Origin of the sequence: Streptomyces incarnatus, assembly GCF_001027185.1 — a bacterium.
Classification (GTDB): Bacteria; Actinomycetota; Actinomycetes; order Streptomycetales; family Streptomycetaceae; genus Streptomyces; species Streptomyces puniciscabiei.
In genome coordinates this window covers 7,343,356-7,368,552 of record NZ_CP011497.1, presented here as the reverse complement: position 1 = coordinate 7,368,552, position 25,197 = coordinate 7,343,356, and the positions used below count along the sequence as shown (strand labels likewise).

Annotated in this window: 24 protein-coding genes and 1 pseudogene; 15 read left to right on the top strand and 10 right to left on the bottom strand. The window is 72.3% G+C overall.

Going from position 1 to position 25,197, the window contains the following annotated elements; translation table 11 throughout:
* Positions 1 to 396 precede the first annotated feature (396 nt).
* Positions 397 to 561, top strand: a complete 165-nt coding sequence (locus tag ABB07_RS33460; RefSeq protein ID WP_208902215.1) for a hypothetical protein — start codon at positions 397 to 399, stop codon at positions 559 to 561.
* A gap of 218 nt (positions 562 to 779) precedes the next feature.
* Positions 780 to 1,115: a hypothetical protein gene (locus ABB07_RS33455; RefSeq protein ID WP_244189591.1), complete on the top strand. Its 336-nt coding sequence runs from the start codon at positions 780 to 782 to the stop codon at positions 1,113 to 1,115.
* A 295-nt stretch (positions 1,116 to 1,410) separates the two neighbouring features.
* On the opposite strand, the gene ABB07_RS41130 is transcribed toward ABB07_RS33455, so the two are convergent.
* Positions 1,411 to 2,601, bottom strand: a complete 1,191-nt coding sequence (locus tag ABB07_RS41130; RefSeq protein ID WP_425264778.1) for a DUF6397 family protein — start codon at positions 2,599 to 2,601, stop codon at positions 1,411 to 1,413.
* A gap of 126 nt (positions 2,602 to 2,727) precedes the next feature.
* Positions 2,728 to 3,141: a roadblock/LC7 domain-containing protein gene (locus ABB07_RS33445; protein ID WP_208902214.1), complete on the bottom strand. Its 414-nt coding sequence runs from the start codon at positions 3,139 to 3,141 to the stop codon at positions 2,728 to 2,730.
* Between the two features lie 91 nt (positions 3,142 to 3,232).
* On the opposite strand from ABB07_RS33445, the gene ABB07_RS33440 reads away from it, so the two are divergent.
* Positions 3,233 to 3,661, top strand: coding sequence for a PPOX class F420-dependent oxidoreductase (locus tag ABB07_RS33440; protein WP_208902213.1), 429 nt, complete (start codon positions 3,233 to 3,235; stop codon positions 3,659 to 3,661).
* A 9-nt stretch (positions 3,662 to 3,670) separates the two neighbouring features.
* Here ABB07_RS33440 and ABB07_RS33435 read toward each other — a convergent pair whose 3' ends face one another.
* The 5 genes from ABB07_RS33435 to ABB07_RS33415 all read right to left on the bottom strand — a co-directional run bounded on the left by ABB07_RS33435 (position 3,671) and on the right by ABB07_RS33415 (position 8,697).
* On the bottom strand, positions 3,671 to 4,273 hold the full coding sequence (locus tag ABB07_RS33435; protein ID WP_055708890.1) for a GTP-binding protein: 603 nt from the start codon (positions 4,271 to 4,273) through the stop codon (positions 3,671 to 3,673).
* A gap of 197 nt (positions 4,274 to 4,470) precedes the next feature.
* On the bottom strand, positions 4,471 to 4,881 hold the full coding sequence (locus ABB07_RS33430) for a DUF742 domain-containing protein (RefSeq protein WP_055708882.1): 411 nt from the start codon (positions 4,879 to 4,881) through the stop codon (positions 4,471 to 4,473).
* A gap of 19 nt (positions 4,882 to 4,900) precedes the next feature.
* Positions 4,901 to 5,338, bottom strand: a complete 438-nt coding sequence (locus tag ABB07_RS33425; protein ID WP_208902212.1) for a roadblock/LC7 domain-containing protein — start codon at positions 5,336 to 5,338, stop codon at positions 4,901 to 4,903.
* Positions 5,335 to 7,875, bottom strand: a complete 2,541-nt coding sequence (locus ABB07_RS33420; protein ID WP_208902211.1) for a sensor histidine kinase — start codon at positions 7,873 to 7,875, stop codon at positions 5,335 to 5,337. The genes ABB07_RS33425 and ABB07_RS33420 overlap by 4 nt, the downstream gene beginning before the upstream one ends.
* Before the next feature lie 48 nt (positions 7,876 to 7,923).
* Positions 7,924 to 8,697 (bottom strand): MHYT domain-containing protein, encoded by a 774-nt coding sequence (locus tag ABB07_RS33415; protein ID WP_208902210.1) that lies wholly within the window; start codon positions 8,695 to 8,697, stop codon positions 7,924 to 7,926.
* 151 nt (positions 8,698 to 8,848) lie between these two features.
* On the opposite strand from ABB07_RS33415, the gene ABB07_RS33410 reads away from it, so the two are divergent.
* Complete coding sequence (locus ABB07_RS33410) at positions 8,849 to 9,448, top strand: class I SAM-dependent methyltransferase (RefSeq protein ID WP_208902209.1); 600 nt, start codon at positions 8,849 to 8,851, stop codon at positions 9,446 to 9,448.
* Positions 9,449 to 9,455: 7 nt separating this feature from the next.
* On the top strand, positions 9,456 to 9,899 hold the full coding sequence (locus tag ABB07_RS33405) for a helix-turn-helix transcriptional regulator (protein WP_244189590.1): 444 nt from the start codon (positions 9,456 to 9,458) through the stop codon (positions 9,897 to 9,899).
* On the opposite strand, the gene ABB07_RS33400 is transcribed toward ABB07_RS33405, so the two are convergent.
* The gene (locus tag ABB07_RS33400) at positions 9,876 to 10,781 is read right to left on the bottom strand and encodes an oxygenase MpaB family protein (RefSeq protein ID WP_208902208.1); all 906 of its coding nucleotides are present in this window, start codon (positions 10,779 to 10,781) and stop codon (positions 9,876 to 9,878) included. The two genes, ABB07_RS33405 and ABB07_RS33400, sit on opposite strands and share 24 nt — an antisense overlap.
* A gap of 98 nt (positions 10,782 to 10,879) precedes the next feature.
* Between ABB07_RS33400 and ABB07_RS33395 the strand changes: the two genes are divergently transcribed.
* Together ABB07_RS33395 and ABB07_RS33390 are read left to right on the top strand one after the other, a co-directional pair.
* On the top strand, positions 10,880 to 11,176 hold the full coding sequence (locus ABB07_RS33395) for a hypothetical protein (protein ID WP_425264777.1): 297 nt from the start codon (positions 10,880 to 10,882) through the stop codon (positions 11,174 to 11,176).
* Between the two features lie 141 nt (positions 11,177 to 11,317).
* Entirely contained in the window at positions 11,318 to 12,193 is an 876-nt protein-coding gene (locus tag ABB07_RS33390) for a hypothetical protein (RefSeq protein WP_208902206.1), read from the top strand.
* 418 nt (positions 12,194 to 12,611) lie between these two features.
* Here ABB07_RS33390 and ABB07_RS33385 read toward each other — a convergent pair whose 3' ends face one another.
* Entirely contained in the window at positions 12,612 to 12,794 is a 183-nt protein-coding gene (locus ABB07_RS33385) for a hypothetical protein (RefSeq protein WP_208902205.1), read from the bottom strand.
* A gap of 354 nt (positions 12,795 to 13,148) precedes the next feature.
* Here ABB07_RS33385 and ABB07_RS33380 point away from each other — a divergent pair.
* Positions 13,149 to 14,488 (top strand): annotated as a pseudogene (locus ABB07_RS33380) (esterase-like activity of phytase family protein).
* An 84-nt stretch (positions 14,489 to 14,572) separates the two neighbouring features.
* Here the strand turns inward: ABB07_RS33380 and xylA are convergent.
* Complete coding sequence (gene xylA / locus ABB07_RS33375; RefSeq protein ID WP_208902204.1) at positions 14,573 to 15,739, bottom strand: xylose isomerase; 1,167 nt, start codon at positions 15,737 to 15,739, stop codon at positions 14,573 to 14,575.
* Positions 15,740 to 15,892: 153 nt separating this feature from the next.
* On the opposite strand from xylA, the gene xylB reads away from it, so the two are divergent.
* From xylB to adh, 7 genes are all read left to right on the top strand, one after another.
* Complete coding sequence (gene xylB, locus ABB07_RS33370) at positions 15,893 to 17,347, top strand: xylulokinase (protein WP_208902203.1); 1,455 nt, start codon at positions 15,893 to 15,895, stop codon at positions 17,345 to 17,347.
* A gap of 34 nt (positions 17,348 to 17,381) precedes the next feature.
* Positions 17,382 to 18,590, top strand: a complete 1,209-nt coding sequence (locus ABB07_RS33365; protein ID WP_208902202.1) for an ROK family transcriptional regulator — start codon at positions 17,382 to 17,384, stop codon at positions 18,588 to 18,590.
* 275 nt (positions 18,591 to 18,865) lie between these two features.
* Complete coding sequence (locus tag ABB07_RS33360) at positions 18,866 to 20,350, top strand: APC family permease (protein ID WP_208902201.1); 1,485 nt, start codon at positions 18,866 to 18,868, stop codon at positions 20,348 to 20,350.
* Between the two features lie 85 nt (positions 20,351 to 20,435).
* A complete protein-coding gene (locus ABB07_RS33355; protein WP_208902200.1) occupies positions 20,436 to 21,449 on the top strand; it encodes an acetamidase/formamidase family protein in 1,014 nt (337 codons plus the stop codon).
* Between the two features lie 242 nt (positions 21,450 to 21,691).
* Complete coding sequence (locus ABB07_RS33350) at positions 21,692 to 22,249, top strand: N-acetylmuramoyl-L-alanine amidase (protein ID WP_244189813.1); 558 nt, start codon at positions 21,692 to 21,694, stop codon at positions 22,247 to 22,249.
* Positions 22,250 to 22,306: 57 nt separating this feature from the next.
* Positions 22,307 to 23,614: a GAF domain-containing protein gene (locus ABB07_RS33345; RefSeq protein WP_208902199.1), complete on the top strand. Its 1,308-nt coding sequence runs from the start codon at positions 22,307 to 22,309 to the stop codon at positions 23,612 to 23,614.
* Between the two features lie 57 nt (positions 23,615 to 23,671).
* Positions 23,672 to 25,195 carry an aldehyde dehydrogenase gene (gene adh, locus ABB07_RS33340; protein ID WP_208902198.1) on the top strand — a complete coding sequence of 508 codons (1,524 nt, stop codon included), beginning with the start codon at positions 23,672 to 23,674 and terminating at the stop codon, positions 25,193 to 25,195.
* The last annotated feature ends 2 nt before the right edge of the window (positions 25,196 to 25,197 follow it).

Genomic DNA, 25,197 nt, shown 5'->3' with positions numbered 1-25,197 from the left:
GGCAGCCTACGTTCCGGGCGGTCTGAAACTGTCAGGATCACGATCTACGCTGGAGTACTAGGCCGTGACCCGCAGTCACAGCCACAGAGGCGGCGGAGTCGCCAGTAGAGCCGGTGACGGCCCCGGCCCGATGAGACTCCACTCCGCGCCAAGTTGCCCCTGATGGCCTTCAGGCGGGTTCCGCTCCGTCTGCCCGGCCAGGGCCTGCATCAACTACTGGTCAGCGGTACGGACGTGTGTAATCTCCCGGTTGCGTGGAGGGGTTGGTTGTGCGGCTCGGCTTTCCCGGTGAACCCGGGCTCGCGCTTCCTGGACGGCCCGGCAGGGATACGTCCGCGCGGTGGGCTCGATCGGTGACGACCGGTACCGTGCCGCGCCTCGTCCGGCTCCCGGGCCATGGGTATCGAGGGCTGGAAGACCCTCCGCAACCGCCGCCTCAAAGGCGACGGCGGTTCTTCCGACTGGTACGGCGACCGCGTGCCCATGCCCTCACAGGCCACCTTCGACCGCCTCGTCCATCAGCTCGCCCATCCCGCCGATCAACACCACCGCCCCTGCTGACCAGCCCAAACTCCACCGAACAGCAATAACGCGCCCGAGCTTTTACCCCCAAACGCTACCTTCGACTACCCACCCGCAACTCAACACACCACAGACAACCCCAGCTCACCTCGCCATCACTCGAATGGACGCACCCGAATGGCGGTACTGCACCGGGCGATTCTACGGTCGGTTGAGATCTCGGTTCCGAGAAAGGTGGCTCGCTAGGGAGGTCAACCATGAACCGACATCGCGCTCTCGCCATCGCGGCCGCGCCGGCGGCATTGCTGATCGGCCTGGCGATTCCGGCTCCCGCCGCACCCGCGCCGACAACGCCGAACGCCGGCTGCTACATGCCGCGGGCCAACCAAGTTCTCACTGCCCAGGAAGGCATCAAGCTCGTCAACGCCTGCAAGGCTCAGAAGTCTGACCCCTCGTGGCACTGGATGGGCAACTACGGCTCGGTCTACGACGTGGTCAACGTCGCGAACAGCCGGGGCGTCGGCGCCGGCGGGCTGGTAACGATACCGAATGCCAGCGGCGGCGGCCTGATTCCGACGTTCATGTACTACTGAACAGGCGACCAGGAGGGTCCGCCGGTAGGTCATGAACGCATCGGAGTGGCGGCACGGCGGGCAGGCTTCTGCGGATCATGGAATCGCTTACGGTCTGTGATCCGAGCAGAAGACTCCTGCCCGTCGTGCCTGCGTTCCATCATCGACCCGGCCCGCGCCGAGTTCCTGGCCAGCCGGCGTCTGCCGCATGGCGGTGCCGACTACGGCTTCTGCGCTCGCCTTCGTCTCGGTCGTCCAGGAGAGCCTGTTCAGGTCCCTGCAGTGAGTCGACGGCCGGGCCTGCGGCCGCGGGGGTTCAGGTCCGCGCGGGCCGCGGCCTTCTACCCCGCAGCCAGGCGCGCAGGCCCCGTTTGGTCCCCGTCGGGCACTGCTCGGCGCTGCGGGGTCGGCGGTGGGCCGACGACGGCGCGGCCGCGAGCATCACCGGTGTGCGGTGCCACTCGAACGCTCGGGCCACGGGGGCGTCCGTCGGCGAGGGCAGCCCCGGCGGCGGTCCGCCACTCGGCCCGGAGGCCACCGTCACCGTGCCGCTCTCCGGCCCCGGCGGTCCCAGCGGCGGCTCGGCTGCCCGGGCCACGGCCGGCTCCGCTCCGGGCTCCGACGACGTCGGCACCGCCGGCTCGGTGGGCCGTGTGACCGTGCGGGCCATGGGCGGGATGGGCCGTGCGACAGCTCGCTCGGCCGGTGCGGCGCGACGGGCGGCCGGGCGCGGGGCCCGTGAGAAGGCGCGGGCCTCCTCGAGCACATGGGCCAGTTCGCTGCGCAGCCACTCGATCTCGTCCGCGTCCTGCGCGATCGCGATCCGCTCGGCGAGGTGCGCCGCAGGGGAGCCCGGAGTGCCCTGGCCGAGCGGCGCGGACCGGAACCGGCTCAGATGGGCACGCTCGTACGGATCCTTGACGACATCGGCGATCTCGACGGGCGGGAGGAAGGCTGCCACGGCTCCGGCCCGAGCCCATGGCTCCTCTGCCTGCCGCAGCAGGAACCCGAGATGGCGTCCCCGCCAATTGCGGGCGCGCAGGTCGACCCCGGCCTCCAGCTGTCCCCGCAGGTTCTCGGGCATACGCCCCTTGAGCAGGTGGGCGTTCTCGGGGCTCGCGGTGAAGTTCCGCAGGTCTTCGGCCAGATACAGCCAGACGACGGCTCGGTAGCGGTTGAGGTACCACTTCGCCGGGACCACCAGGCCCAGGCGGGCGAGACGCGTGAACCGTCCGGCCGAGATCTCCATGAGCGCGGCCCCCTCGGTGGTGCCGACCACCCGCACGCGCTCACGGAGGGTGTCCGCACCGCCCTCCCGTGCGTGCAGGCGGTCGATCTCCGCGCGCTCCACCCTGCGGCCTCCTCCGCCGCCCTCGTCGGGCAGGGTCCGGATGTGGCCGAGGTGCACGGCGAGGTCGAACTCGCCTCGTTTCAGCCCCAGTTCCCGAGCGGCGTGGCTCGGGCTGCAGGCGGTGGGCCGGGGTGGGCCGAAGGTGCTTGCCGACATGGTCGTACTCCCCCGTGGAGTCGTTGGCTCACGCCCTGCGCGTTCGCCGTGCACACACCGTAGCCAATGCGCGGCACGGCGTGGTGGCCCTGTGGATAACTCCGCGGCGTGAGGAGAAGGCGCAGGTCAGGCGTCTGCGGTGGGGGTGCGCTCCGGCTGCCTGGCGTCGACGCCGAGGTGCTCGCCGACGCGATTGACGAGCAGCGTCATCTCGTAGGCGATCTGGCCGATGTCGGCCTCCGCGCCGCTGAGCACACACAGACAGCTGCCGGTGCCCGCCGCCGTCACGAACAGCACCGCGTCGTCGTACTCGACCATGGTCTGGCGTACCCCGCCGGCGCCGAAGTGGCGGCCCGATCCCTTGGCGAGACTGTGCAACCCGGATGCCACCGCGGCCAGATGCTCGGCGCCCTCACGGCGCAGGCCCGTGCTCGCGCCCGTGACCAGCCCGTCGTTCGACAGGACCAGCGCGTGCCGCACGTCGTCCACACGCTCGGTCAGATCGTCCAGGAGCCAGCCGAGTCCCTGGTTCTGCGCCATCTCCGTCTCCCCGTGTGATGTCTCCCCCTGGCTGGAGGAACTGCCCGCCAGCCTTCCCCAGGTCGGGCGTCCGGGCAAGCAGGATGGACGCATGGCACAGAAGATGACCGACGAGGAATGGCGGGCATTCGTCTCGCACGGCACCCGGACCGGCAAACTGTCCACCGTTCGCGCCGATGGGAGCCCTCATGTGGCGCCGATCTGGTTTCTGCTGGACGGGGACGAACTGGTCTTCAACACGGGCAAGGACACGGTGAAGGGGCGCAATCTCGCCCGAGACGGGCGGGTCGCCCTGTGCGTGGACGACGATCGGCCGCCGTTCCACTTCGTGGTGATGAACGGCCGCGCACGGCTGTCGGAGAACCTGGACGAGCTGCGTCATTGGGCCACCCGGATCGCCGCCCGGTACATGGGTGAGGACCGCGCCGAGGAGTACGGCGCCCGCAACGGCGTTCCGGGCGAGCTGCTGGTCCGGGTCCCGGTCGACCAGGTGGTGGCCGTGAAGGACATGGCGGCCTGAGCGACGGGGTCAGCCGACCGAGTCCAGGAGCCGGGCGGTGTGCATCCGCCCGGCGTACTCGACGAGCCGGATCAGGACTTCCTTGCCGGAGTCCCGGTCGCGGGCGTCGCACAGCACCACGGGGGTGCCACGGTCGAGGTCGAGAGCGCGTGAGACGTCGTGCGCGCCGTAGGTGCGCGCGCCCGCGAAGCAGTTGACGGCCACCACGAACGGGATGCGCCGGTGCTCGAAGTAGTCGACCGCGGGGAAGCAGTCCTCCAGGCGCCGGGTGTCGGCGAGGACGACGGCGCCGAGGGCTCCCTGGGACAACTCGTCCCAGAGAAACCAGAAGCGGTCCTGGCCGGGTGTGCCGAAGAGGTAGAGGGACAGCCCGGAGCGGATGGTGATGCGGCCGAAGTCCATGGCGACGGTGGTGGTGACCTTGTGGTCCACGCCGTCGGTGTCGTCCACCAGCTGCCCCGCCTCGCTGAGGAGTTCCTCGGTGCGCAGCGGCCGGATCTCGCTGACCGCCCCGACCAGGGTCGTCTTGCCGACGCCGAATCCGCCGGCGACCAGTATCTTCAGCGCCAGGGCGGTGGTGTCGCCGACGGCTTCGGAGTGCTCGGTGACCATGATCACTTCTCTCGGGAGGGCCGGCTGCGGTCGGCGCCCGTCCGCTGCGGGCGCGAAGGCAGCATCATGACAACGCAGCCGCACCTTGGGGCTGGCGGACCGGAATGCTCCTGATGTGACCGACTCGCGTCCGGTCGGCGCCCGAACGCGTACGGACCGGGATGCCGCATGGCGTACGGCGGCTTCGGAACGTTCATCTACAGCGCTCGCAATCCCGCGATGACCTCGCGCAGAATCCGCTCGTCGGGCAGGTGGGCCGGCGGCACCGGACGGCTGATGACCACGCAGCCGAGTTCCAGGAGGTCACCGAGAAGCACCCTGACGACGCCGACGGGAAGGTCGGCGTCCGCCGCGAGTTCGGCGACGGACTGCGTCTCCGTGCGGCACAGCTCGATCAGGGTCCGGTGTTCGGGGCCGAGCGCGGCCTCCTCCAGCGCCGGTGCCGCCGGGTCGAGGGTGACGAGCGCGATCAGGTCGAAGCGCACCCCGGTGGGCCCCGGCTGGGTGCGGCCGCCCGTCATCGCGTACGGGCGCACGAGTGGTCCGGCCTCGCCGTCGTACCACTGGCTCCCCGGCTCCCACGGACCGGCGCTCTCGTTCTCGGTCATCTGTGCCGCCCGTTCCCGTTCAGCCGGCTGCGGGCGGCTGCGCGGCGACCCGCGGCGGCGTGTACAGGTGCTCGCCGACCCGTTTGACCAGGCGCGCCATCTCGTAGGCGACCAATCCGATGTCGGCGGTGACGGCGGTGAGCACGGCAAGGCAGGAACCGTCGCCGGCGGCGGCCACGAAGAGGAAGGCGTCGTCCATCTCGACCATGGTCTGCCGCACGCCGCCCGCTCCGAAGTGCCGTCCCGCGCCCTTGGCGAGACTGTTGAACCCGGAGGCCACGGCGGCGAGGTGCTCGGCGTCCTCCCGTGCGAGGCCGCCGGAGGCGCCGACGGCCAGTCCGTCGTTGGAGAGCACGACGGCGTGCCGTACCTCGCTCACACGCATCACCAGGTCGTCGAGCAACCAGTCCAGTTCGCCGGAGCGCTGGCCGGCCCTCGTGTTCGGGTCCTGGATCATGCCGGGTCTCCTTCGCTGCTGTCTCTTCCCGTTTCGGGTTCCGGGGCGGCGCCGCGCCCAGGCTGTCTGCCGCCGCCACGAACCCAGCCGTCGCGGTAAGCCGCCATGCGGTCCCGTACGAGTTCGGGGGTGCGCCGTTCGTCGCTGTGCCGAGCGGTCTCCTGCGCCGGCGCTTCGGTGCGCTGCTGCCGCAGCTGGGGTGCGAGGCTCGCCTGGCGCACACGGCGTGGGAGGTCCTCGGAGCCCTCGGAGTCGTTCGGCGGTCGGTGCAGCCTCAAGGCGGTGACTCCGGGGGGTGGGGTCTCATCGTCGGCTCCGTGCGGGTCCGGCTGGTCGACGACGCCGTACGGACCGGGCACGGTGACCGCGAGGGCGGGCCGGTCCGAGCGTGCGGCGACGGCCTCTTGAGGTGGACTGGCCCCGGGCACGCGCGCGTACCCGCGTTCCAGCTCCGGACGGGACTGCTCCCCTTGGTGGGAGGGACGTTCCTCCGGACCACTGTGCAGCAGGGCGGTGGGCACCAGGACGACCGCGGTGGTTCCTCCGTAGGGGGAGGTCCGCAGATGCACCTTGACGTCGTGCCGGGAGGCCAGCCGGCTGACCACGAAGAGTCCGAGCCGGTCGCTGTCGAACAGGTCGAGGGCCTCCGACTGCTCGATGCGGCGATTGGCCTCCGCGAGGGTCTCGGCGCCCATGCCGAGTCCCCGGTCCTCGATCTCCAGGGCGTAGCCGTTGCCCACGGGCTCGCCGGTGACACGCACGCGCGTGTGGGGCGGGGAGAACTGGGCGGCGTTCTCGACGAGTTCGGCGAGCAGGTGCGTGAGGTCGGCGACGGCGGCCCCGATGACCTGGGCTTCGGGGAGCTGACGTACCTCCACGCGCGCGTAGTCCTCGACCTCGGACACAGCCGCCCGTACGACGTTGGTCAGGGACACCGGCATGCGCCAGGCCCGACCGGGTGCGGCGCCGGAGAGGATGATGAGGCTCTCGGCGTGCCGCCGCATGCGCGTGGTGAGGTGGTCCAGGCGGAACAGGTCGCTCAGCTCGTTGGGGTCGTCCGAGCGGCGCTCCATGCTGTCCAGGAGGCTGAGCTGGCGGTGGACCAGCACCTGGCTGCGGCGGGCCAGGTTGACGAAGACGCCGGAGATTCCGCTGGCGAGTTCGGCGCGTTCCACGGCGGCGTGCAGGGCGGCGCGGTGGACGGTGGTCAGCGCTTCCGAGACCTGCCCCGTCTCGTCCTCCGCGGGTGGTCCGGCGGGCGCCTCCGCCTGGATGTCGATCTCCTCGCCCGCGCGCAGCCGGCGCATGGCCTCGGGGAGTTTGCGGCGGGCGATCTCCAGGGCGTCGTTGCGCAGGCTCACGAGCTCGACCACGAGACCGCGTCCGATGCGGACGGAGATGACGAGCGAGGCGGCGACGGCGGCCAGTCCGAGGAGCACGGCGGCGCCCGCGGGGCTGAGCAGGCCACGTGCGAACGGATCGGCACGGCCCGCGACCGCCCGGCCCGTGTCCGCCGCGATGCCCTGCATCGCGTCCTGCACGCGCGCGTGGGCGGCGTTCCAGGCGGCCAGCTGCGCCGCTTCGGCCGGCCTGCCGCCGGGCCCGGCGGTGATGATCCTGTCCTCGGTGGCACCGAGGGCCGTGTAGGTGTCGCTGCGGGCCAGATCCTGCCAGGCGGCGCGCTGGGCGGCGGGCAGATCGGCGACCGCGGCCTCGGTGAGCGTACGGCGCGCGGCGACGGCGGCGCCGAACAGCCGTAGCCGTTCGCCCTGCAGTTGCCCGGCGGTCCGGGTACTGCCGAGCAGGGTGTCCTCCTGGGCCAGTGCCTCGGCGGCCCGGCTGAATTCGAGCAGCACGCGCGCGTCGGAGCCGAGATCGGCACGCTGGATGCCGGTGAGGGCGCCGTCCACGGCGAAGGCCGCGCCGATGGTCTTCGTGTACTGCGCGTACACGGTCTGCCAGTCGGCCTTGCGGTCGAGTACGGCCGTGCGCAGGGCGCGCAGGTGTTCGGCGCCGGTGACGAAGGAGCCGAGGCGCCCCTGGGCACCGGGGGGCAGTTCCTCGCTGTCGGCCACGGTGTTGTGATCGCCGAGCCGCAGCTTGGCCACCGCCTGGTCGGTGCGCGCGGCCAGGCTGCGCAGGTCGCCGCCGTCATCCGTGGCCGGTGCGGTGGCGTAGCGCACGGCTGCGGTGCGCTCGGCCTGGAGGGCGGTGACGGCCGCGGCCACCGGGGTGCGCAGTTCGGCGTCGACCCGCTGGGACTGCCGCAGCCGGGCCACGTCCTGGGCGGTGGTGACGGTGGCGTAGGCCCACAGGGCGAGCAGGGAGACGACCGGCACCATCAGCAGGCTGACCACTTTGGCGCGCACCGTGCGGGGGCGCAGGTGCCAACGGCCGCCACGCGCACGTGCCTTGGCCGGCTGCGTGCCGAGCGGGCGGTCGGCTCCCTCGTCGGCGGGTGGGCCGGCGTGTGCACGGCGGCCGCGCGGCGGGTGGGCCGGGGTGCCGGCTTTCGGGGCGGTACGGGGTGGGCGCATGGCCTCCTCGCTCGGGACGTGGGTCGGGGCGCTCGGGCCGGGCTCCCGCTAGCGGGCGATGCTCTCGACGGGACGCTGCGCGGAGGCGGACGCCTCCCGCTCGTCGGCCGTGGGCGAGAGGGCGACGAAGGCCGAGGTGATGAACAGGTAGGACCCGAGGCCGACGGCGAGGGGGAAGATGAACTGCATCGCCGTGGCCCCGGGCAGGGTCTCGCCGGAGGGGTGCACACGCACGCTCACCGCGAACATCCCGGTGTAGTGCATGCTGCTGACGGCCGCTCCCATGACGAGGGAGGCGACGGTGACCGCGAGGGGCGACTTGATGTTGAGGCCGGCCCACAGTGCGGCGGTCGCCGCCACGACGGCGATCAGCACCGACACTCCGACGAGGACGGGGTCGTACCTGACGTCGCCGTGCAGCCGGACCGCCGCCATGCCCAGGTAGTGCATGCTGGCGACGCCGATCCCGGTGGTGAGTCCGCCGAGCAGGAGCGCCCGGGTGCGGTCGCGGCTGTAGCCGACGGCGAAGACGCCGGCGCAGACGACGACCATGGCGACCAGGAGACTGAGGATGGTCAGCGGCACGTTGTAGCGGATGTCGGTGCCGCTGACGCGGAAGCCGAGCATGGCCACGAAGTGCATGGTCCAGATGCCGGTGCCGATGGCGGAGGCCGCGGTGACGAGCCAGTTGCGGCGCGAGCGGCCGGTGGTGGCGAGCGCGCGGACGGTGCAGCGCAGTCCGAGCGCCGCGCCCACGCAGGCCATGAGGTACGACAGCACGGGGGTCAGCCAGCCGAAGGCGGCGTGGTCCAGGTGTCCCATGGCCAAGGGACGCTAGGGGGGCACGGGCGCACAAAGGGGGCGCATTTCGAAAGCTGTTGGAATATGACACCTGGATGCGACAGAACGATCGACTCCGGCCCGAACATGTGCGCCTACGTATCCCCCACGACGGTGAGGAATCATGCGGAACATGAGCGACGACCACACACACGTGCAGAAGTTCTTCACCGCCCGTGCGGCGGACTGGGACAGCCGGTTCCCCGACGACGGCCCCGCCTACGCGGCGGCCGTCGCCGATCTCGGGCTGCGGCCGGGCGACCGCGTGCTGGACGCGGGCTGCGGGACGGGGCGCGCCCTGCCGCCGCTGCGGGCCGCCGTGGGCGCGTCCGGGGTGGTGCTGGGCGCCGATCTGACGCCGGCGATGCTCGCGGCCGCCGTACGGGCGGGCCGGGACCGGGACGGACGGCTGCTGCTCACGGACGTCGCCGCGCTGCCGCTGCGGTCCGGGGCGCTGGACGCCGTGTTCGCGGCCGGCCTGATCGCCCACCTGCCGCACCCGGAGAAGAACCTGCGTGAGCTGGCCCGCGTGGTACGGCCCGGCGGCATGCTCGCACTCTTCCATCCCATCGGGCGCGCGGCCCTGGCGGCACGTCAGGGCCGGCAGATCACCCCCGACGACCTGCGCGCCGAGGCCAACCTCCGTCCGCTGCTGGCCCGTTCACGGTGGAGCATGACGTCGTACGTCGACGAGGACGCCCGTTTCCTCACCCTCGCGGTGCGCGCGGGCTGAACGCCGTGTGCGGCCCGTCGCCGAGAGCACGCTCTACCCGGCGATCAAGCGGCTGGAGAAGGCGGGTCTGCTGGTCCGGGCCACCGAGCCGGGCGCCGTGGCCGCGCCGCGTCACGTGCTGCGGCTGACCGAGGAGGGCAGGCGTGAGCTCAGGCGCCGGCTCGCCGAACCCGCGCAGCGTGAGATCACCGATGAGAACCAGTGGTTCACGCTGCTCGCGTTCCTGCGGCACCTGGAGGATCCGGCCGCCCAGGCGGCCGTACTGCGGCGCCGGTTGGCCTTTCTGGAGGAGCCGGCGAGTTTCTTCTACGCCGGCGACCGGCCGCTGCGCGCCGAGGAGCTGGACGATCCGTTCGGGCGCGGTGTCCTCACCATCGCGCGTGCCATGAGCCGGGCCGAACTGGCCTGGCTGCGCGAGACGCTGGCCTCACTCGGCGACGTCGGCCGCTGAGGTGTCCCCGTTCCGCACCGGGCAGCCGCGCAGCCCGGGCACCGGGCGGGTGCCCAGGTCCGCCACCCGGTAGCCGTCCGGATAACCCTTGATCTCCCAGTTCTGCCGTGCGAAGTGCGGGGCACGGCGCGGCGGCAGCAGCCGGACGAGCCGGCCACGCGTGCGTACGGCCCGACGCACGAGAGCCGAGGTGGCCGGGCCGGGCGGGGTGTACCGGAAGGCGCGCAGCAGTGGCTCGTCGAGCAGGGCGAGCGTCGCGGTACGCAGCAACGGCGCCAGAGGGCGCGGATACCAGGACGCCATCAGGTCGAGCGTGGCGTCCGACACCCGCCGGGACTGCTCGTCCCAGCCGAAGTGTTCCGCTTCGTACGCGTCGAGGAGCGCCTCGAACTCCTCGTACGTCTCGGGAACACCGGGAATGCCCATGTGCCGGCCGAGGGTGCGGTAGTACTCGGTGCCGGCGACGATCTCGTGCCGCGACAGCCGCCGCCAGCCGTAGGCGTCGATCCAGCGCCTGGGCATCACGACGAACGTGCTCAGCACATACCGCATGTCGTCGTCGCCGATGTCGTAGCTGCGGTGCATCTGATTGATGCGGCGGATCGCGCTGCGCCCCTCGTCGCTGGCGAAACCGTGCTCGACAACCGTGTCGAGGAGGAGGACGGTGTCGTCGTACCGCTTCTGGGTGCGCTCGGTCAGCTCCGCCGTCCGCGCGAGCAGCCGCCCGATGCTCGGCACGGCGTACGTGCGGTACAGGGCCAGCTCCAGGGCGCGGGTGTAGTCCCAGGGGAACTCGAACGCCACACTGAGCCGGTAGATCTCCAGAGCGTCCGCCGCCGGGTCCAGCCGCCGGATCTGCCGGAGCCGCTCGAAGCGCTTCACGCTGCTGTCCCCCTTCTGCCGCCGAACGTCCAACTCTACGTTGAAGGAGAGCAGATGAACGATCGACGACGACCCCGTTCGGGGGAAGGATGGTCCGCGTGTTCGGTCAGATACGCAAGTACACCGCCAGGCTCCGCACCTCCACGCGCGCGCAGCCGGTGATCACTCGGGAGAGACGTGCGCACAACTTGTTCGAAGCGGCGGCCACGTATGTCGCGGCCCGTGCGGAGGACGATCAGGACCGGATCGAGGAGGCGGCCGCCTGGGTGTCGCCGGAGGCGCTGTCGTTCGGGGTGAGCGAACTCGCCTGCCGGGCCGTCGTGGCGTTGGCCCGGGAGCGCGCGGAGTCGCCGGCGGTGGTGGCCCGTGAACTCCTCGGGCTGCCCACGGGCTGACCGGAAGCTCCCCGTCCATCGTGGTCGTTTCGCCCCCCTCCAGGCGGAAACCTGCAGCTCCGCGTGGTGTGAGGAGTCGTGACAAGCGGCTTCCGCTCGCACTAGGGTGCGCGCCGATGGACGAACCACTGGGAGGCAGGGATGGCCGGGGCCGAGGATGAGGCCGTCGCCGCCGCGGACGATGCGCTGTACGTACTGACGGCGGTGCTGCTGACGCCGGCGCAGTTTCCGAGCGTTCTGGGCGACGACTATCCGGAGGCGTGTGCGGCGCTGGGACTGGCGCCGCTCGCCGACGGATACGGCCTGGTGCTGGGGCAGGACGGTGACGGTGCGCGCTGGACGGTCGTGATCGACGACGTCTCGCTGGTCGCCGTGGCGATCGCGTCCTGGGACTGCGGCATGGAGTACGAGCTGTCCCCGGACGAGCGCGCCGTCGTGGCCGCCCTGCCGGGCTGGCCACTGGCCGTCGCCGTCTCCGCTCCCGGCGTCCCCGCTCCGCACGACCCCGATCCCGAGGTGGCGGACCGGCCTGCGCTGAGCCCGCCGGACACCAGCTGCTGGGGACCGGCCCAGCGCCGCCTGGGCGCCGACGAGATAGCCCTGCAGTGGGCGGCATGGCGGGAGCAGATCAACGACGAGGATTTCTCGGCGGACGGGCAGCCGCGGCCGGACGGGCAGGCGAAGCCGGGCGGGCCGGAGACGGCCGCGGAGTCGTCGCCGGAGGGCGGGCAGGGTGTGCCGCACCGCGGCCACCAGGGGATCAGGCGGGTGCTCGCGGAGGCCCGCGCCTACGTCGAGGCACCTCCGCCGCTCGGCCGGGTCCGCTCCTCCTTCGCCCCGGGTGACGCCCGTACGCTGCGCGCCGACGGCCCCGGCTGGTCGATCGTGGCCCGCACCGACGACATCGCCTTCGTCCTGCTCGACGAGGAGCCCGGCGAGGTCCTGCCGGTGGGCCGGGGCCCGGAGCTGCCGGGCCTGCTGGAGGCACTCGACAAGATGGCCGTACGGCCCCTCTGAGGCCGGACGGCGCCGGGGCCGGCGGGTGAGCCGCGGGCGCCTGGGGTCCACCGCCTGGTGCCGGACCTCCTCACGGCCCGGCGCCCGTGGCCGGACGCGCATGCGGCCGCCCTCCGAGGGACAGCAGGCGGTGGCACACCCGCCGTCCGAAGCTGCACGACCGCAGGCCCGTGCCACCCGCGGCCGCACGACGACACCAGGCCCCACGGGGGCCTGTTGGCCTGCACGGCTGCCCAGCTCACCTACACCGTCGTCCACCCGTACAGCACTCCGGCCGCCGCGCGGTGTGAGGCAGGCTCCAGCAAGTGCCCTGCGCTGCCACGAGGACCGGCTGCGCCTCGGGGGCCGCGCACGCCCCAAGGCCCGTCCGGCCCCCGCAGTCGCCTCCGCACGCCTGCCGACGGCCTCAACGGCCCCGTCAGCGGCCGAGTTCCTTGCGTGTGACCCTGCGCAGCCTGCGCCGCTGCGAGGGGTCCAGCGCCAGATACGCGGCCGCCGGAACCCCGACCACGATCAGGAACGCCACCCACCAGGGCAGCCAGATCAGCAGGATCAGCCCGACCGCCACACCCCCGCCGGCGATCTTCGCGGTGTTGGACATGAGCGTCGCCTCCTTCGCGGCCACTGCCGCTCTCTGCTCTGAGAACGGCGCCCCGCCCCGAGCGGTTCCAGAACTCGCCCCTGAGACGTCCCTGAGGCCCATCCCCTAGTGGACCGGGGACCAACAGTCGAACAGATTGTGAAGTGATCCGGATCGTGACGCCGGTATGCCGGGGCCGTCCTCACTCTGCCGTGCCCACGACTGCTGTACGCGCCCGCGCTCCCGCGCCGGTGCATCACGCCCCATCTCGATCCGATGAGCGGTCGACGCGAGCCGTTCACCGGGCGGTCGTACGGCGTTCCTCATGAGGCCCAAATGTGGCCGCTGCCAACGTACTTGTTCCCAGGAGGCCCGATGTTCCCGCTCGATCCCGGCCGGCGCCGCGTCCCCCGTTCCGTCGCCACGGGCCTGCCCCTGGCCCTGGCGGCCGCGCTCGTGGCCGCGGGAACGGCCACGGCGGCGCCCTCCCGGGACGCCCGCGTCACCCGCACGGCGACGCTCGGCGAGATCCCGCTCGGGGCGTTCAGCAACGCACTGCTGCCCGGCAGCGTCGACGACGACCACGGGGTGAAGCTCGGCGGCATCGGCAGTGACATCTACCCGGCAGGCCGCGAGGGCGAGTACTGGACGGTGACCGACCGCGGCCCCAACGGGCAGATCAAGGTGGACGGCAAGAAGCGCCGCACGTTTCCGGTGCCGGGATTCGACCCCGCGATCGTGAAGATCCGGGTCTGCGGAGACTCGGTCCAGGTCGTCGACGCGATCCCGCTGACCACTTCCTCCGGGAAGGCCGTCACCGGGCTCCCCGATCAGCAGAGCCGGGACGAGGCGCCGTACACCTACGACGCCAGGACGCCGCTCTCGTACAACCCGAACGGACTCGACACCGAGGGCATCGTGCGCGCCGCCGACGGCACGTTCTGGCTCGTCGACGAGTACGGCCCCTCGCTGATCCACGTCTCCGCGCGCGGGCAGGTGCTCACCCGGTACGTGCCCGAGGGGCTCGGCCTGACGGGCACCGACTACCCGGTGGTGGAGGCGCTCCCGTCGGTCTTCCTGCACCGCAAGATCAACCGGGGGTTCGAGGGGCTGGCCCAGCTTCCCGACGGTGACCTGGTGCTGGCGCTGCAGAGCCCGCTGTCGCTGCCGGACGCGGACGCCGGGAACGCCTCGCGCACCACCCGGCTGCTGCGCTTCTCGCCGCGCGAGAAGGCCGTCACCGCCGAGTACGCCTACCGCTTCGACCCGGTGAACGTGTCGACCCGAGCGAGAACGACACCTCCGAACTCAAGATCTCCGCGGTCGTCGCCGTGGGCGGCGACCGGCTGCTCGTCGAGGAACGCACGGACAAGACGGCCCGGCTGCAGCTGGTGCGGCTGGGGCGCAAGTCGAGCATCCTGGGCGGCCCCTGGGACGACGACACGACCTCGCCGTCCCTGGAGCAGCTGGACGATCCGGCCGCCGCCGGCGTGCCGGTGCTCGCCAAGCGGCTCGTGGTCGACCTGGACAAGGTCGACGGCGTGCCGCGGAAGATCGAGGGCATCGCGCGCGTGAACCACGACACGCTCGCCTTGATCAACGACAACGACTTCGGGATGACCGACGGCGCCGGCGCGTTCGACGCCCAGGGCCGGCTGGTCGACAGCGGCATCAAGACGACCGTCGTGTACGTCCGGCTGCCCGAGGACCTGTGACTCACGCTCATTGACCGGACAGTCCGCGAACTGGACTGACGGAGGGCCGGGGCGGCGGGTGCCGCATCCCGGCCCTCCGCGCCTTCAGCCCCGCGCGCCGAGCAGGTGGTCCATGGCGAGCTGGTCGAGGCGTTCGAAGGCCATACCGCGCGCGGCCGCGGCCTCGACGTCGAAGTCCTCGAAGGCGGTGCGGTCGGCGAGCAGGGCCTGCAGTCCGTCCGCGGCGGTGGGCCGGGCCAGCTCGTCCAGGCGCGAGTCCCGCAGCGCCTGCTGGACCTCGGGGTCGGCGCGGAAGGCCCTGGCGCGCTCCTTGAGGATGAGGTAGTTGCGCATGCAGCCCGCCGCCGAGGCCCAGACCCCGTCGAGGTCCTCGGTCCGCGGCGGCTTGAAGTCGAAGTGCCGCGGCCCCGCGTAGCCGGCGCTCTCCAGCAGGTCGACCAGCCAGAACGCGGCGCGCAGGTCACCGGCGCCGAACCGCAGGTCCTGGTCGTACTTGATGCCGGACTGGCCGTTGAGGTCGATGTGGAAGAGCTTGCCCGCCCACAGGGCCTGCGCGATGCCGTGCGGGAAGTTCAGGCCGGCCATCTGCTCGTGGCCGACCTCGGGGTTGACGCCGTACAGCTCGGGGCGCTCCAGACGCTCGATGAACGCCAGGGCGTGGCCGACGGTGGGGAGCAGGATGTCGCCGCGCGGCTCGTTCGGCTTGGGCTCGATGGCGAAACGGATGTCGTAGCCCTGGCTGGTGACGTACTCGCCGAGCAGGTCGAAGGCCTCCTTCATCCGGTCCAGGGCCACGCGCACGTCCTTGGCGGCGCCGGACTCCGCCCCCTCGCGACCGCCCCAGGCCACGTAGGTCCGCGCACCCAGCTCGACCGCCAGGTCGATGTTGCGGATCGTCTTGCGCAGCGCGTAGCGGCGCACGTCGCGGTCGTTGGCGGTGAACGCGCCGTCCTTGAACACCGGGTGGGTGAACAGGTTGGTGGTGGCCATCGGCACGGTCATGCCGGTGGCGTCCAGGACCTGCCGGAACCGCTTGATGTGCGACTCGCGCTCGGTGTCCGAGGACCCGAAGGGGATCAGGTCGTCGTCGTGGAAGGTCACCCCGTAGGCACCCAGCCCGGCCAGGCGCTGCACCGTCTCGACCGGGTCCAGGGCGCGACGGGTGGCGTCGCCGAACGGATCCCTTCCCTGCCAGCCGACGGTCCACAGGCCGAAGGTGAACCTGTCCTCGGGGGTGGGCTGGTAGCTCATGCCGCGGCTCCTTGCTGCGTTGCGACTATTTCGTCATGCCGGTTTACAAATTAGTATGCGCTCGCGCCTCTGGGAAGAGACAAGATGTCTTTGTCCCGCAGAGCCGTGGAAAGTCACCGAAGTCGCGGAACGTCGCGGAAAAGGGAGAGCCCGATGTCAGCAGCCGAGGGTCCGCTCGTCGTCGGCGTGGACACATCCACTCAGTCCACGAAGGCACTGGTCGTCGACGCGGCCACCGGCCAGGTGGTGGCGAGCGGCCAGGCGCCGCACACCGTGTCCGCCGGCGCGGGCCGCGAGAGCGACCCGCGGCAGTGGTGGGACGCGCTGTGCGAGGCCCTGCGCCGGTGCGGTGACGCGGCGCACGAGGCGGCCGCCGTGTCGGTCGGCGGTCAGCAGCACGGCCTGGTCACCCTGGACGAGCGGGGCGAGCCGGTGCGTCCGGCGCTGCTGTGGAACGACGTCCGCTCGGCACCGCAGGCCCGCCGGCTGGTGGAGGAACTGGGCGGTCCGAAGGCCTGGGCGGAGCGCACGGGCAGCGTGCCCGGCGCGTCGTTCACGGTCACGAAGTGGGCGTGGCTGGCCGAGCACGAGCCGGAGTCGGTCCGCGCGACCAAGGCGGTACGGCTCCCCCACGACTACCTCACCGAGCGCCTGACCGGGCAGGGCACGACCGACCGCGGCGACGCGTCCGGCACCGGCTGGTGGGCGTCCGGCACGGAGACGTACGACGCGGAGACCCTGGCGCACGTCGGTCTCGACCCGGCGCTGCTGCCCCGGGTGGTGCGGCCGGGCGAGGTGGCCGGCACCGTGCGCGACAGCCACGACCTGCCGTTCTCGAAGGGCACGCTGGTCGCCCCCGGCACCGGCGACAACGCCGCGGCCGCGCTCGGGCTCGGCCTGCGGCCCGGCACCCCGGTGCTCAGCCTCGGCACGTCCGGCACGGTGTACGCCGTCTCCCGGCGCCGCCCGGCCGATCCGACCGGCACGGTGGCGGGGTTCGCCGACGCGCACGGGGACTGGCTGCCGCTGGCCTGCACCCTGAACTGCACACTCGCCGTGGACCGCGTCGCGGCGCTGCTGGGCCTGGACCGCGAGGCCGTGGAGCCCGGCGGCTCCGTGACCCTGCTGCCGTACCTGGACGGGGAGCGCACACCGAACCTGCCACACGCCTCCGGTCTGCTGCACGGCCTGCGTCACGACACGACCGCCGGGCAGCTTCTGCAGGCCGCGTACGACGGCGCCGTGCACGCGCTGCTCGGCGCGCTCGACCTGGTCCTGGACGAGGACGCGGACCGCAGCACCCCGCTGCTGCTGATCGGCGGCGGGGCCCGCGGGACGGCCTGGCAGCAGACGGTACGGCGGCTGTCCGGGCGGCCGGTCCAGGTCCCCGAGGCCCGCGAACTGGTCGCCCTCGGCGCCGCGGCACAGGCCGCCGGCCTGCTCACCGGCGAGGACCCGGCCGCGGTGGCCCGCCGCTGGAACACGGCCGCGGGGCCGGTGCTGGACGCCGTGGACCGGGACCAGGAGACGCTGGAACGGATCACCGGGGTACTCTCCGACGCATCCCCGCTGCTGGAGCGGGGCACGCAGACCACCCCGCGCGCATGAGCCGGGCCGCAGACACCGAGGACTGACTCCAGGCATGACCGCACCGCTGCACGAGGCCCGCCCGCCGGGCGCCGGCCGCGCCCTGCCGGACACCCAGCAGGGCATGCGCCGGCGCAATCTGGCCCGTGTGCTGCACGCCGTCGGCGCGGCGGGCCCCCTGTCGCGGGCCGCGGTCGCCTCGCGCATCGGGCTGACGCGGGCGGCCGTGTCGACGCTGGTGGACGAGCTGATCCGGTGGGGTCTGCTGGAGGAACTGGGTCCGGAGCGGCCGGGCCGGGTGGGCCGGCCCGGGTCGGCGCTCGCACTGAGCGGCCGCGGGCCGGCGGGGATCGGCGCCGAGATCGGCGTCGACCACCTCGCGGTGTGCGCGGTCGATCTGCGCGGCGTGGTCCGGGCGCGGGCCGTACGGCACGGGGCGAACCGGGGCCGGGCGCCCGGACCGGTGGTCGAGGAACTGACCGGACTGGTACGCCGGGTCGTCGCGGAGGCGGAGGGGCAGGCGCTCTGGCCGGCCGGGCTGGCGGTCGCCGTGCCCGGGCTCGTGGCGCGGGACGGCCGTACGGTCGTACGCGCCCCGAACCTCGACTGGCACGACACCGACCTCGGCGCCCTGCTGCCCGACGCCTGGCCGCTGACCGTGGACAACGAGGCCAACTACGGCGCGCTCGCCGAGCTGTGGCTGGGTGACGGTGCGGCGCGTGACTTCCTGCATGTGTCGGCCGAGATCGGCATCGGTGCCGCGGTCGTCGTGGACGGCGGACTGCTGCGCGGCACCCGCGGCTTCGCGGGCGAGCTGGGGCACGTACCGGTGCGGCCGGACGGACTGCCCTGTCCGTGCGGCGGCCGGGGCTGCCTGGAGCAGTACGCGGGCGAGGAGGCGGTGCTGCGCGCGGCGGGGCTGGAGCCGCGCGAGGACCTGGTGGGCCTGCTCGCGGGGCGCGCCGAGCAGGGTGACGAGGGCGTGCGGGCGGCCCTGCGGGACGCCGGTACGGCCCTCGGCATCGCCCTGACCGGGGCGGTGAACCTCCTCGACCCCGAGACGGTGGTCCTGGGCGGCGCCCTGGCCGGCCTCTCCCCCTGGCTGCTGCCGTCGCTGGAGACGGAGCTGACGAGCCGCACGGCGGGCCCGCCCTGCCCGGTGACGGTCTCCCGGCTGGGGCCCGACGGCCCTCTGCTGGGCGCGGCGCACTCGGTCGTCCGGGGCGTGCTGGACGATCCCGCGGTGGTGGCGGAACGTTCCTGAGGGCCCTCCCCGGGCCCTGCGGGATGCCGGCTTGTGAGACGGACTGGGGACAAACGGCCCGGCCGCTACCGGTGTTCACCCGATCGGATGACCGGGTTTTCCACAAGTGGAGGCTTGTCCACGGATGCGGTGTGCGCTCTTCTGCCCAACCCGCCCGCGCCGTACCGTGATTCACGCGAGGCACGGCCGACGGACCGTCAAGGCCGTGCCGCTGAGCGGTTGACGGTATTTCACGAGCGCCGGGTGGCAGTGGGCTGACAGACATCGGGGGACACATGCACGAGGACACGACCGGGACGCTGCGGCGCGACGCCGTCGGATTGCGCGAGGTGCTGTTCCAGAGCGTCACGGCGATGGCGCCGGCGGCCGCCGTGGCCGCGTCGATCCCGGCGGGCGCCGCCTTCGCGGGCGGCAGCCTGCCGCTGGCGGTGCTGGTCGCCCTGGTGGCCTGCCTGTTCACGGCGTCGTGCGTGGCCGAGCTGGCCCGGGAACTGCCCGCGGCGGGCTCGGTGGCCACGTATGCGGCGCGGGGGCTGCACCCCGCCATCGGGTTCCTCGTCGGCTGGGGTTACGTCTTCGTGGAGATGCTGGTCCCCCCGCTGCTGTTCCTCCAACTGGGTTTCACGGCGGCGGGCACGCTGCACGAGGAGTGGCCCTCGTATCCGGCCGACCTGTGGTGGCCGTGGTCCCTGGCGGGCGCCGGCGTGATCGCCGTCGCCGGTTACCTGGGGGTCCGTGCCTCGGCCCGCTTCGGCACCGTCCTCGGCGTCTTCGAGATCCTGGTCTTCCTGGTGTTCGCGGTCCTGCTCATCGGCAAGGCAGGTGACGCCAACACCCTGTCGGTGTTCGGCACTTCACACACCGCCAACGGATACGCAGGGATCAGCGGCGTGTTCGCCGGGTCCGTGTACACGGTGCTGGCGTTCGCGGGGTTCGAGGCGGCGGCGCCGCTCGCCGAGGAGACGCGCGACCCCCGGCGGACCATGCACCGCGCGGTCCTCGGGGCGGCCCTGGGCATCGGTCTGTTCTATGTGATCACGACGTATGCGATGACCGTCTACTTCGGCCCGGACCGCTTCGCGAAGTTCGGTGCCTCGGGTGCGGCGTCCTGGGACGGCGTCGCCCGGGCGTCCTTCGGCCTCTTCTGGGTGCTGGTCTTCCTGGCGGTGGTCAACTCGACGATCGCCAACGCCAACGCGTGTGCGAACGTCTCGACCCGTACGGCCTTCGCCCTGGCCCGCGTCCGGGTCCTGCCCCGCCTGCTCGCCGCACTCCACCCCCGGCACCGCTCCCCCGTCGCCGGTATCGCACTGCAGAGCCTGGTCGCGGTCGGGGCGGTCCTGGGACTCGGTTTCGGCTACGACCCCGTGACCGCGTTCCTGCTGCTCGCCACGGTGATCGTCACGGTCGTCGTCGGTGTCTACATCGTCGTGAACCTCGCCTGCGCCGGCTACTTCCTGCGGGCCGGCCGGGCCGCTGTCAAGCCGGTACGGCATCTGCTGTTCCCGGTGCTCGGCGTCGCGGCCTTCGTCCCCGCCCTGCTGACGGCCGCCGGCCTCCCGGTCTTCGACTTCGTCACCGAACTGACGGCCCCGGTCTCCTACGCCGGCCCGATCGTCGGCGCCTGGATGGCGGCCGGTGCGGTCGTGCTGGTGGTGCTGATACGGCGTCACCCGGAGCGCATAGCCGAGACCGCCCGGGTGCACCTCGACACGTACGACACGGCCGGTCCCCGGCAGAACGGGACCGTCCCCCGCTGACTCGCCGGCACCGTGCGGCGGCCCCCGGCCCGGACTGCGCGAGCCGCGTCCCACGACCGCTCCCGTCAGAAGGGACCACTCCACGATGACCGACCCCCGTATCCTGACCGTGCGCCCGGAACCGGACGCATACGCCTGGACGTTCGGCGGCGCACCGCCCATGGCCAGGATCGCGCCCGGCGCGGTTCTCGACCTGTACACGGAGGACTGCTTCGCCGGCCGGGTGCGCTCCGAGAAGGACCTGGTCTCCGAGGTCTGCGAGTTCCCGTTCCTGAATCCGCAGACCGGTCCCTTCCACATCGAGGGCGCCGAGCCCGGCGACACGGTGGCCGTGCACTTCGTCTCGATCGAGCCGGCCCGCGACTGGGCCGCGTCGACGACGGTCCCGCTCTTCGGCGCGCTCACCTCCACGCACACCACGGCCACGCTGCAGCCCCCGCTGCCCGAACGCGTCTGGATCTGGCAGCTGGACCGCGCCCGGCGCACCGCCCTCTTCCAGGCCCACGACAGCGACATCGAGGTGGAGCTGCCCATGGACCCCATGCACGGCACAGTCGGCGTGGCCCCGGCCAATCTCGAAGTGCGCTCGGCCCTGGTGCCGGACGCGCACGGCGGGAACATGGACACACCCGAGATGCGGACCGGCGTCACCTGCTACCTGGGGGTCAACGTCGAGGGCGCCCTGCTCAGCCTCGGTGACGGCCACGCCCGGCAGGGCGAGGGCGAGACCTGCGGCGTGGCCGTGGAGTGCGCGATGAACACCGTGGTGGTCGTCGAGCTCCTCAAGGACGTCGCCACGCCGTGGCCCCGGCTGGAGTCGGACACCCACATCATCTCGACCGGCTCGGCCCGCCCGCTGGAGGACGCGTTCCGCATATCGCAGCTGGACCTGGTGCAGTGGCTGGCCCGCGACTACGGGTTCAGTGAGCCGGACGCGTACCAATTCGCAACCCAGGCGGTCGAATCACCGTTGGCCAACGTGTGCGACACGAACTACACGTGCGTGGCCAAGCTCCGCAAGGAGTGGCTGCCGGCACGCGAGACGTACCGAGGCATGCACGCGCGGTTGCGGGAGACCGCGCGCGCCCTTCGGGGCTGACAGGACGAGGTCCCTGGCGACGGCCCCCGGCAACAGCCCCTGGTCCCCGGCGACGGCTCCCGGCTCGTGACGCTCCCGCCCCCCCCACACACACAACCTCTGAAGCCCCCACCCCCGAAAGGCACCCGCCGATGGACATGGGCATGGACATGAACATGGACCCGGCCGGACCGGCACGGCGAACGGAGCCGGAGCAGCCGGCGAGACAGGGCAGGCCGCGCGTGAGCAGGCGTCGGCTGCTGATGGGTGCGGCGCTCGCCGCCGTTCCCTACGCGCTGCTCCCCGACCCACGCGCCGGTGCGCAGTCCGGCACCGTCGACTACCCGCCCGCCGAATGGCGGCCGGCGAGCCCCTCCAACTACACCGCGTCCGACCGCCCCGGCGGCTACGTCATCGACCGTGTGATCATCCACGTCACACAGGAGACGTACACCAACACGCTGGCGATCTTCGGTGATCCGGCGAAGAAGGTGTCCGCGCACTATCTGGTCCGCTCGGCGGACGGGCACGTCGCGCAGTGCGTGCACGAGGCCGACATCGCCTGGCACGCGGGCGACTGGGACTACAACACCCGCAGCATCGGCATCGAGCACGAAGGGTGGGTGGACCGGCCGGCCTACTTCACCAACGCGCTGTACGAGGAGTCGGCGAAGCTCACGGCGGCGATCTGCGACAAGTACGGCATTCCGAAGGACAGGGAGCACATCATCGGCCACTACCAGGTGCCCGGTACCGATCACACCGATCCCGGCCCGTACTGGGACTGGGTCCGCTACCTGAGGCTGGTCAACTTCGCCTAGCCGGAAGACGATGGTCGCGGGACGAACGTCACTGTTTCACCGTCCGGGGAGGCCGAGTTGACCGATCCGTGGGTGGCCCTGGAGCCGGGGGCCGACCCCGCCGAGCGGGTCCGTGTGCTGCGCCGGGCGCACGAGACGTTCACCACGGTGGGCACGGTGCCGCGTCCGGTGCGGTCGGTGGTGGCCGAGTCATGGCGGCGCAGCGCGCGGGCCGGTGTCCGCCCGGACGGCACCGCCGGTGTGGAGCTGACCGACGGTGACCTCGGCGCGTACCGGGCGGAGCACCCGCTGGCCAGGGTGATGCCGCTGTTCCGGGAGCTGCTCGGCACGTTCGCCGCCGACGGCGAGCATCTGCTGGCGGTGTGCGACGCGCACGGCAGGCTGCTGTGGGTCGAGGGGCACCCGGCGACCCGGCGCCGGGCGGACGGGATGAACTTCGTGCCAGGGGCACGCTGGTCGGAGAGCGCGGTCGGCACCAACGCGCCGGGGACCGCGGTCGCCGTGGACCGGCCGGTGCAGGTGTTCGCCGCGGAGCACTTCATACGGCGGGTCCAGCCGTGGACGTGTGCGGCGGCACCGGTGCACGATCCGCGCACCGGACGGGTCCTGGGCGCCGTGGACATCACCGGCGGCGACGGGCTGGCGCATCCGCACAGTCTCGGGTTCGTGCAGGCGGTGGCGCGGGCGGCGGAGACGCAGCTCGCGCTGCTCGATCCGCCGGGGAGCGCGGTGGACACGCCGCTGCTCGGCGCGCTGGGCCGGGACGAGGCCGAGTTCGTCCTGGACGGCAGCCGGATCCGGCTCAGCCGCCGGCACAGCGAGATCCTCGTGCTGCTGGCCCGGCATCCCGAGGGGCTGAGCGGTGACGAGCTGCTGTGCGCGCTGTACGCGGAGGAGTCGGTGACGCCGGTGACCCTGCGAGCGGAACTCGCCCGGCTGCGCAGGCTGTTGGGTCCCGGTCTGCTCGGCTCGCGGCCGTACCGGCTGACGGTCGCGGTCGAGTCGGACGTCACCGTGGTGGAGCGACGGCTCAGGGCGGGGTCGGTCACGGCGGCGGCGGAGGCGTACACCGGGCCGCTGCTGCCCGGTTCGCAGGCGCCGGCGATCGTACGACTGCGGGACCGTCTCGCCGACGAGCTGCGGACGGCGCTCGTCGCACACCGCGATCCGGACCTGCTGGCGGACTGGGCGCACGCGCCGTGGGGCGAGGACGACCTTCAGGTGTGGCGGGCGCTGGCCGCGGTGCGGCCCACGGCGCCGGTGCGGGCCCGGCTCGCCGCGCTGGAGGCCGAGCTGACGGCACCGGCCGGCCGGCCACCGGGGCGGAGCCGCGGCGCAACGTGGTTGCAACGTCCGCCCGCCTAGCCTCGCGCCCGAGAGCTGCCCAACGGCGGGCAGCGCTGCACCGGGAGGCAGACCAGCATGACTCGTTACGCGGCGCCGGGCACCGAAGGCGCGATCGTCTCCTACCAGGCGCGCTACGACCACTTCATCGGCGGCGAGTACGTGCCGCCGCTGCGCGGGCAGTACTTCGAGAATCCGTCGCCGGTCAACGGGCAGCCGTTCACCGAGATCGCGCGGGGTACCGCGGAGGACGTCGAGCGGGCGCTGGACGCGGCGCACGCGGCCGCGCCGGCGTGGGGCCGTACGCCGGTGGCGGAGCGCAGCGACATCCTGCTGAAGATCGCCGACCGCATGGCGGCCCACCTGGAGCCCCTGGCGGTGGCCGAGAGCTGGGAGAACGGCAAGCCGGTCCGCGAGACGCTGGCGGCCGACATCCCGCTGGCGATCGACCACTTCCGTTACTTCGCGGGCGTGATCCGGGCGCAGGAGGGGTCGCTCGGGGAGATCGACAACGACACGGTGGCGTACCACTTCCACGAGCCGCTCGGCGTCGTGGCGCAGATCATCCCGTGGAACTTCCCGATCCTGATGGCGGCATGGAAGCTCGCGCCTGCGCTCGCCGCGGGCAACGCGGTCGTCCTGAAGCCGGCCGAGCAGACACCGGCCTCCATCCACTACTGGGTGGGCCTGATCGCGGACCTGCTGCCGCCCGGTGTGCTGAACATCGTCAACGGCTTCGGCGTGGAGGCGGGCAAGCCGCTGGCGTCCAGCCCGCGCGTGGCGAAGGTGGCGTTCACCGGGGAGACCACGACCGGGCGGCTGATCATGCAGTACGCCTCCGAGAACATCAAGCCCGTCACCCTGGAACTCGGCGGCAAGTCGCCCAACATCTTCTTCGACGACGTGTGGGCGCACGACGACGACTTCCGCGACAAGGCGCTCGAGGGCTTCACCATGTTCGCGCTCAACCAGGGCGAGGTGTGCACGTGCCCGTCGCGGGCGCTGATCCAGCGCGGCCACTACGCGGAGTTCCTGCAAGCGGCCGTGGAACGCACCCGGCGGATCAAGCCGGGCCATCCGCTCGACACCGACACGATGATCGGCGCCCAGGCCTCCAACGACCAGCTGGAGAAGATCCTCTCCTACCTGGACATCGGCCGGCAGGAGGGCGCGAAGGTCCTCACCGGCGGGGAGCGCGTCGAGTACGACGGCGAGCTCAAGGGCGGCTACTACGTGCAGCCGACCATCTTCGAGGGCGACAACCGGATGCGGATCTTCCAGGAGGAGATCTTCGGCCCGGTCGTCTCGGTGGCCTCCTTCGACGACTTCGACGACGCCATCAAGATCGCCAACGACACGCTGTACGGCCTCGGCGCGGGCGTGTGGACCCGCGACGCCAACACCGCCTACCGCGCGGGCCGCGCCATCCAGGCGGGCCGGGTGTGGACCAACTGCTACCACGCCTACCCCGCGCACGCGGCCTTCGGCGGCTACAAGCAGTCCGGGATCGGCCGCGAGACGCACAAGATGATGCTGGAGCACTACCAGCAGACGAAGAACCTCCTCGTGTCGTACTCCCCGAAGAAGCTGGGCTTCTTCTAGAC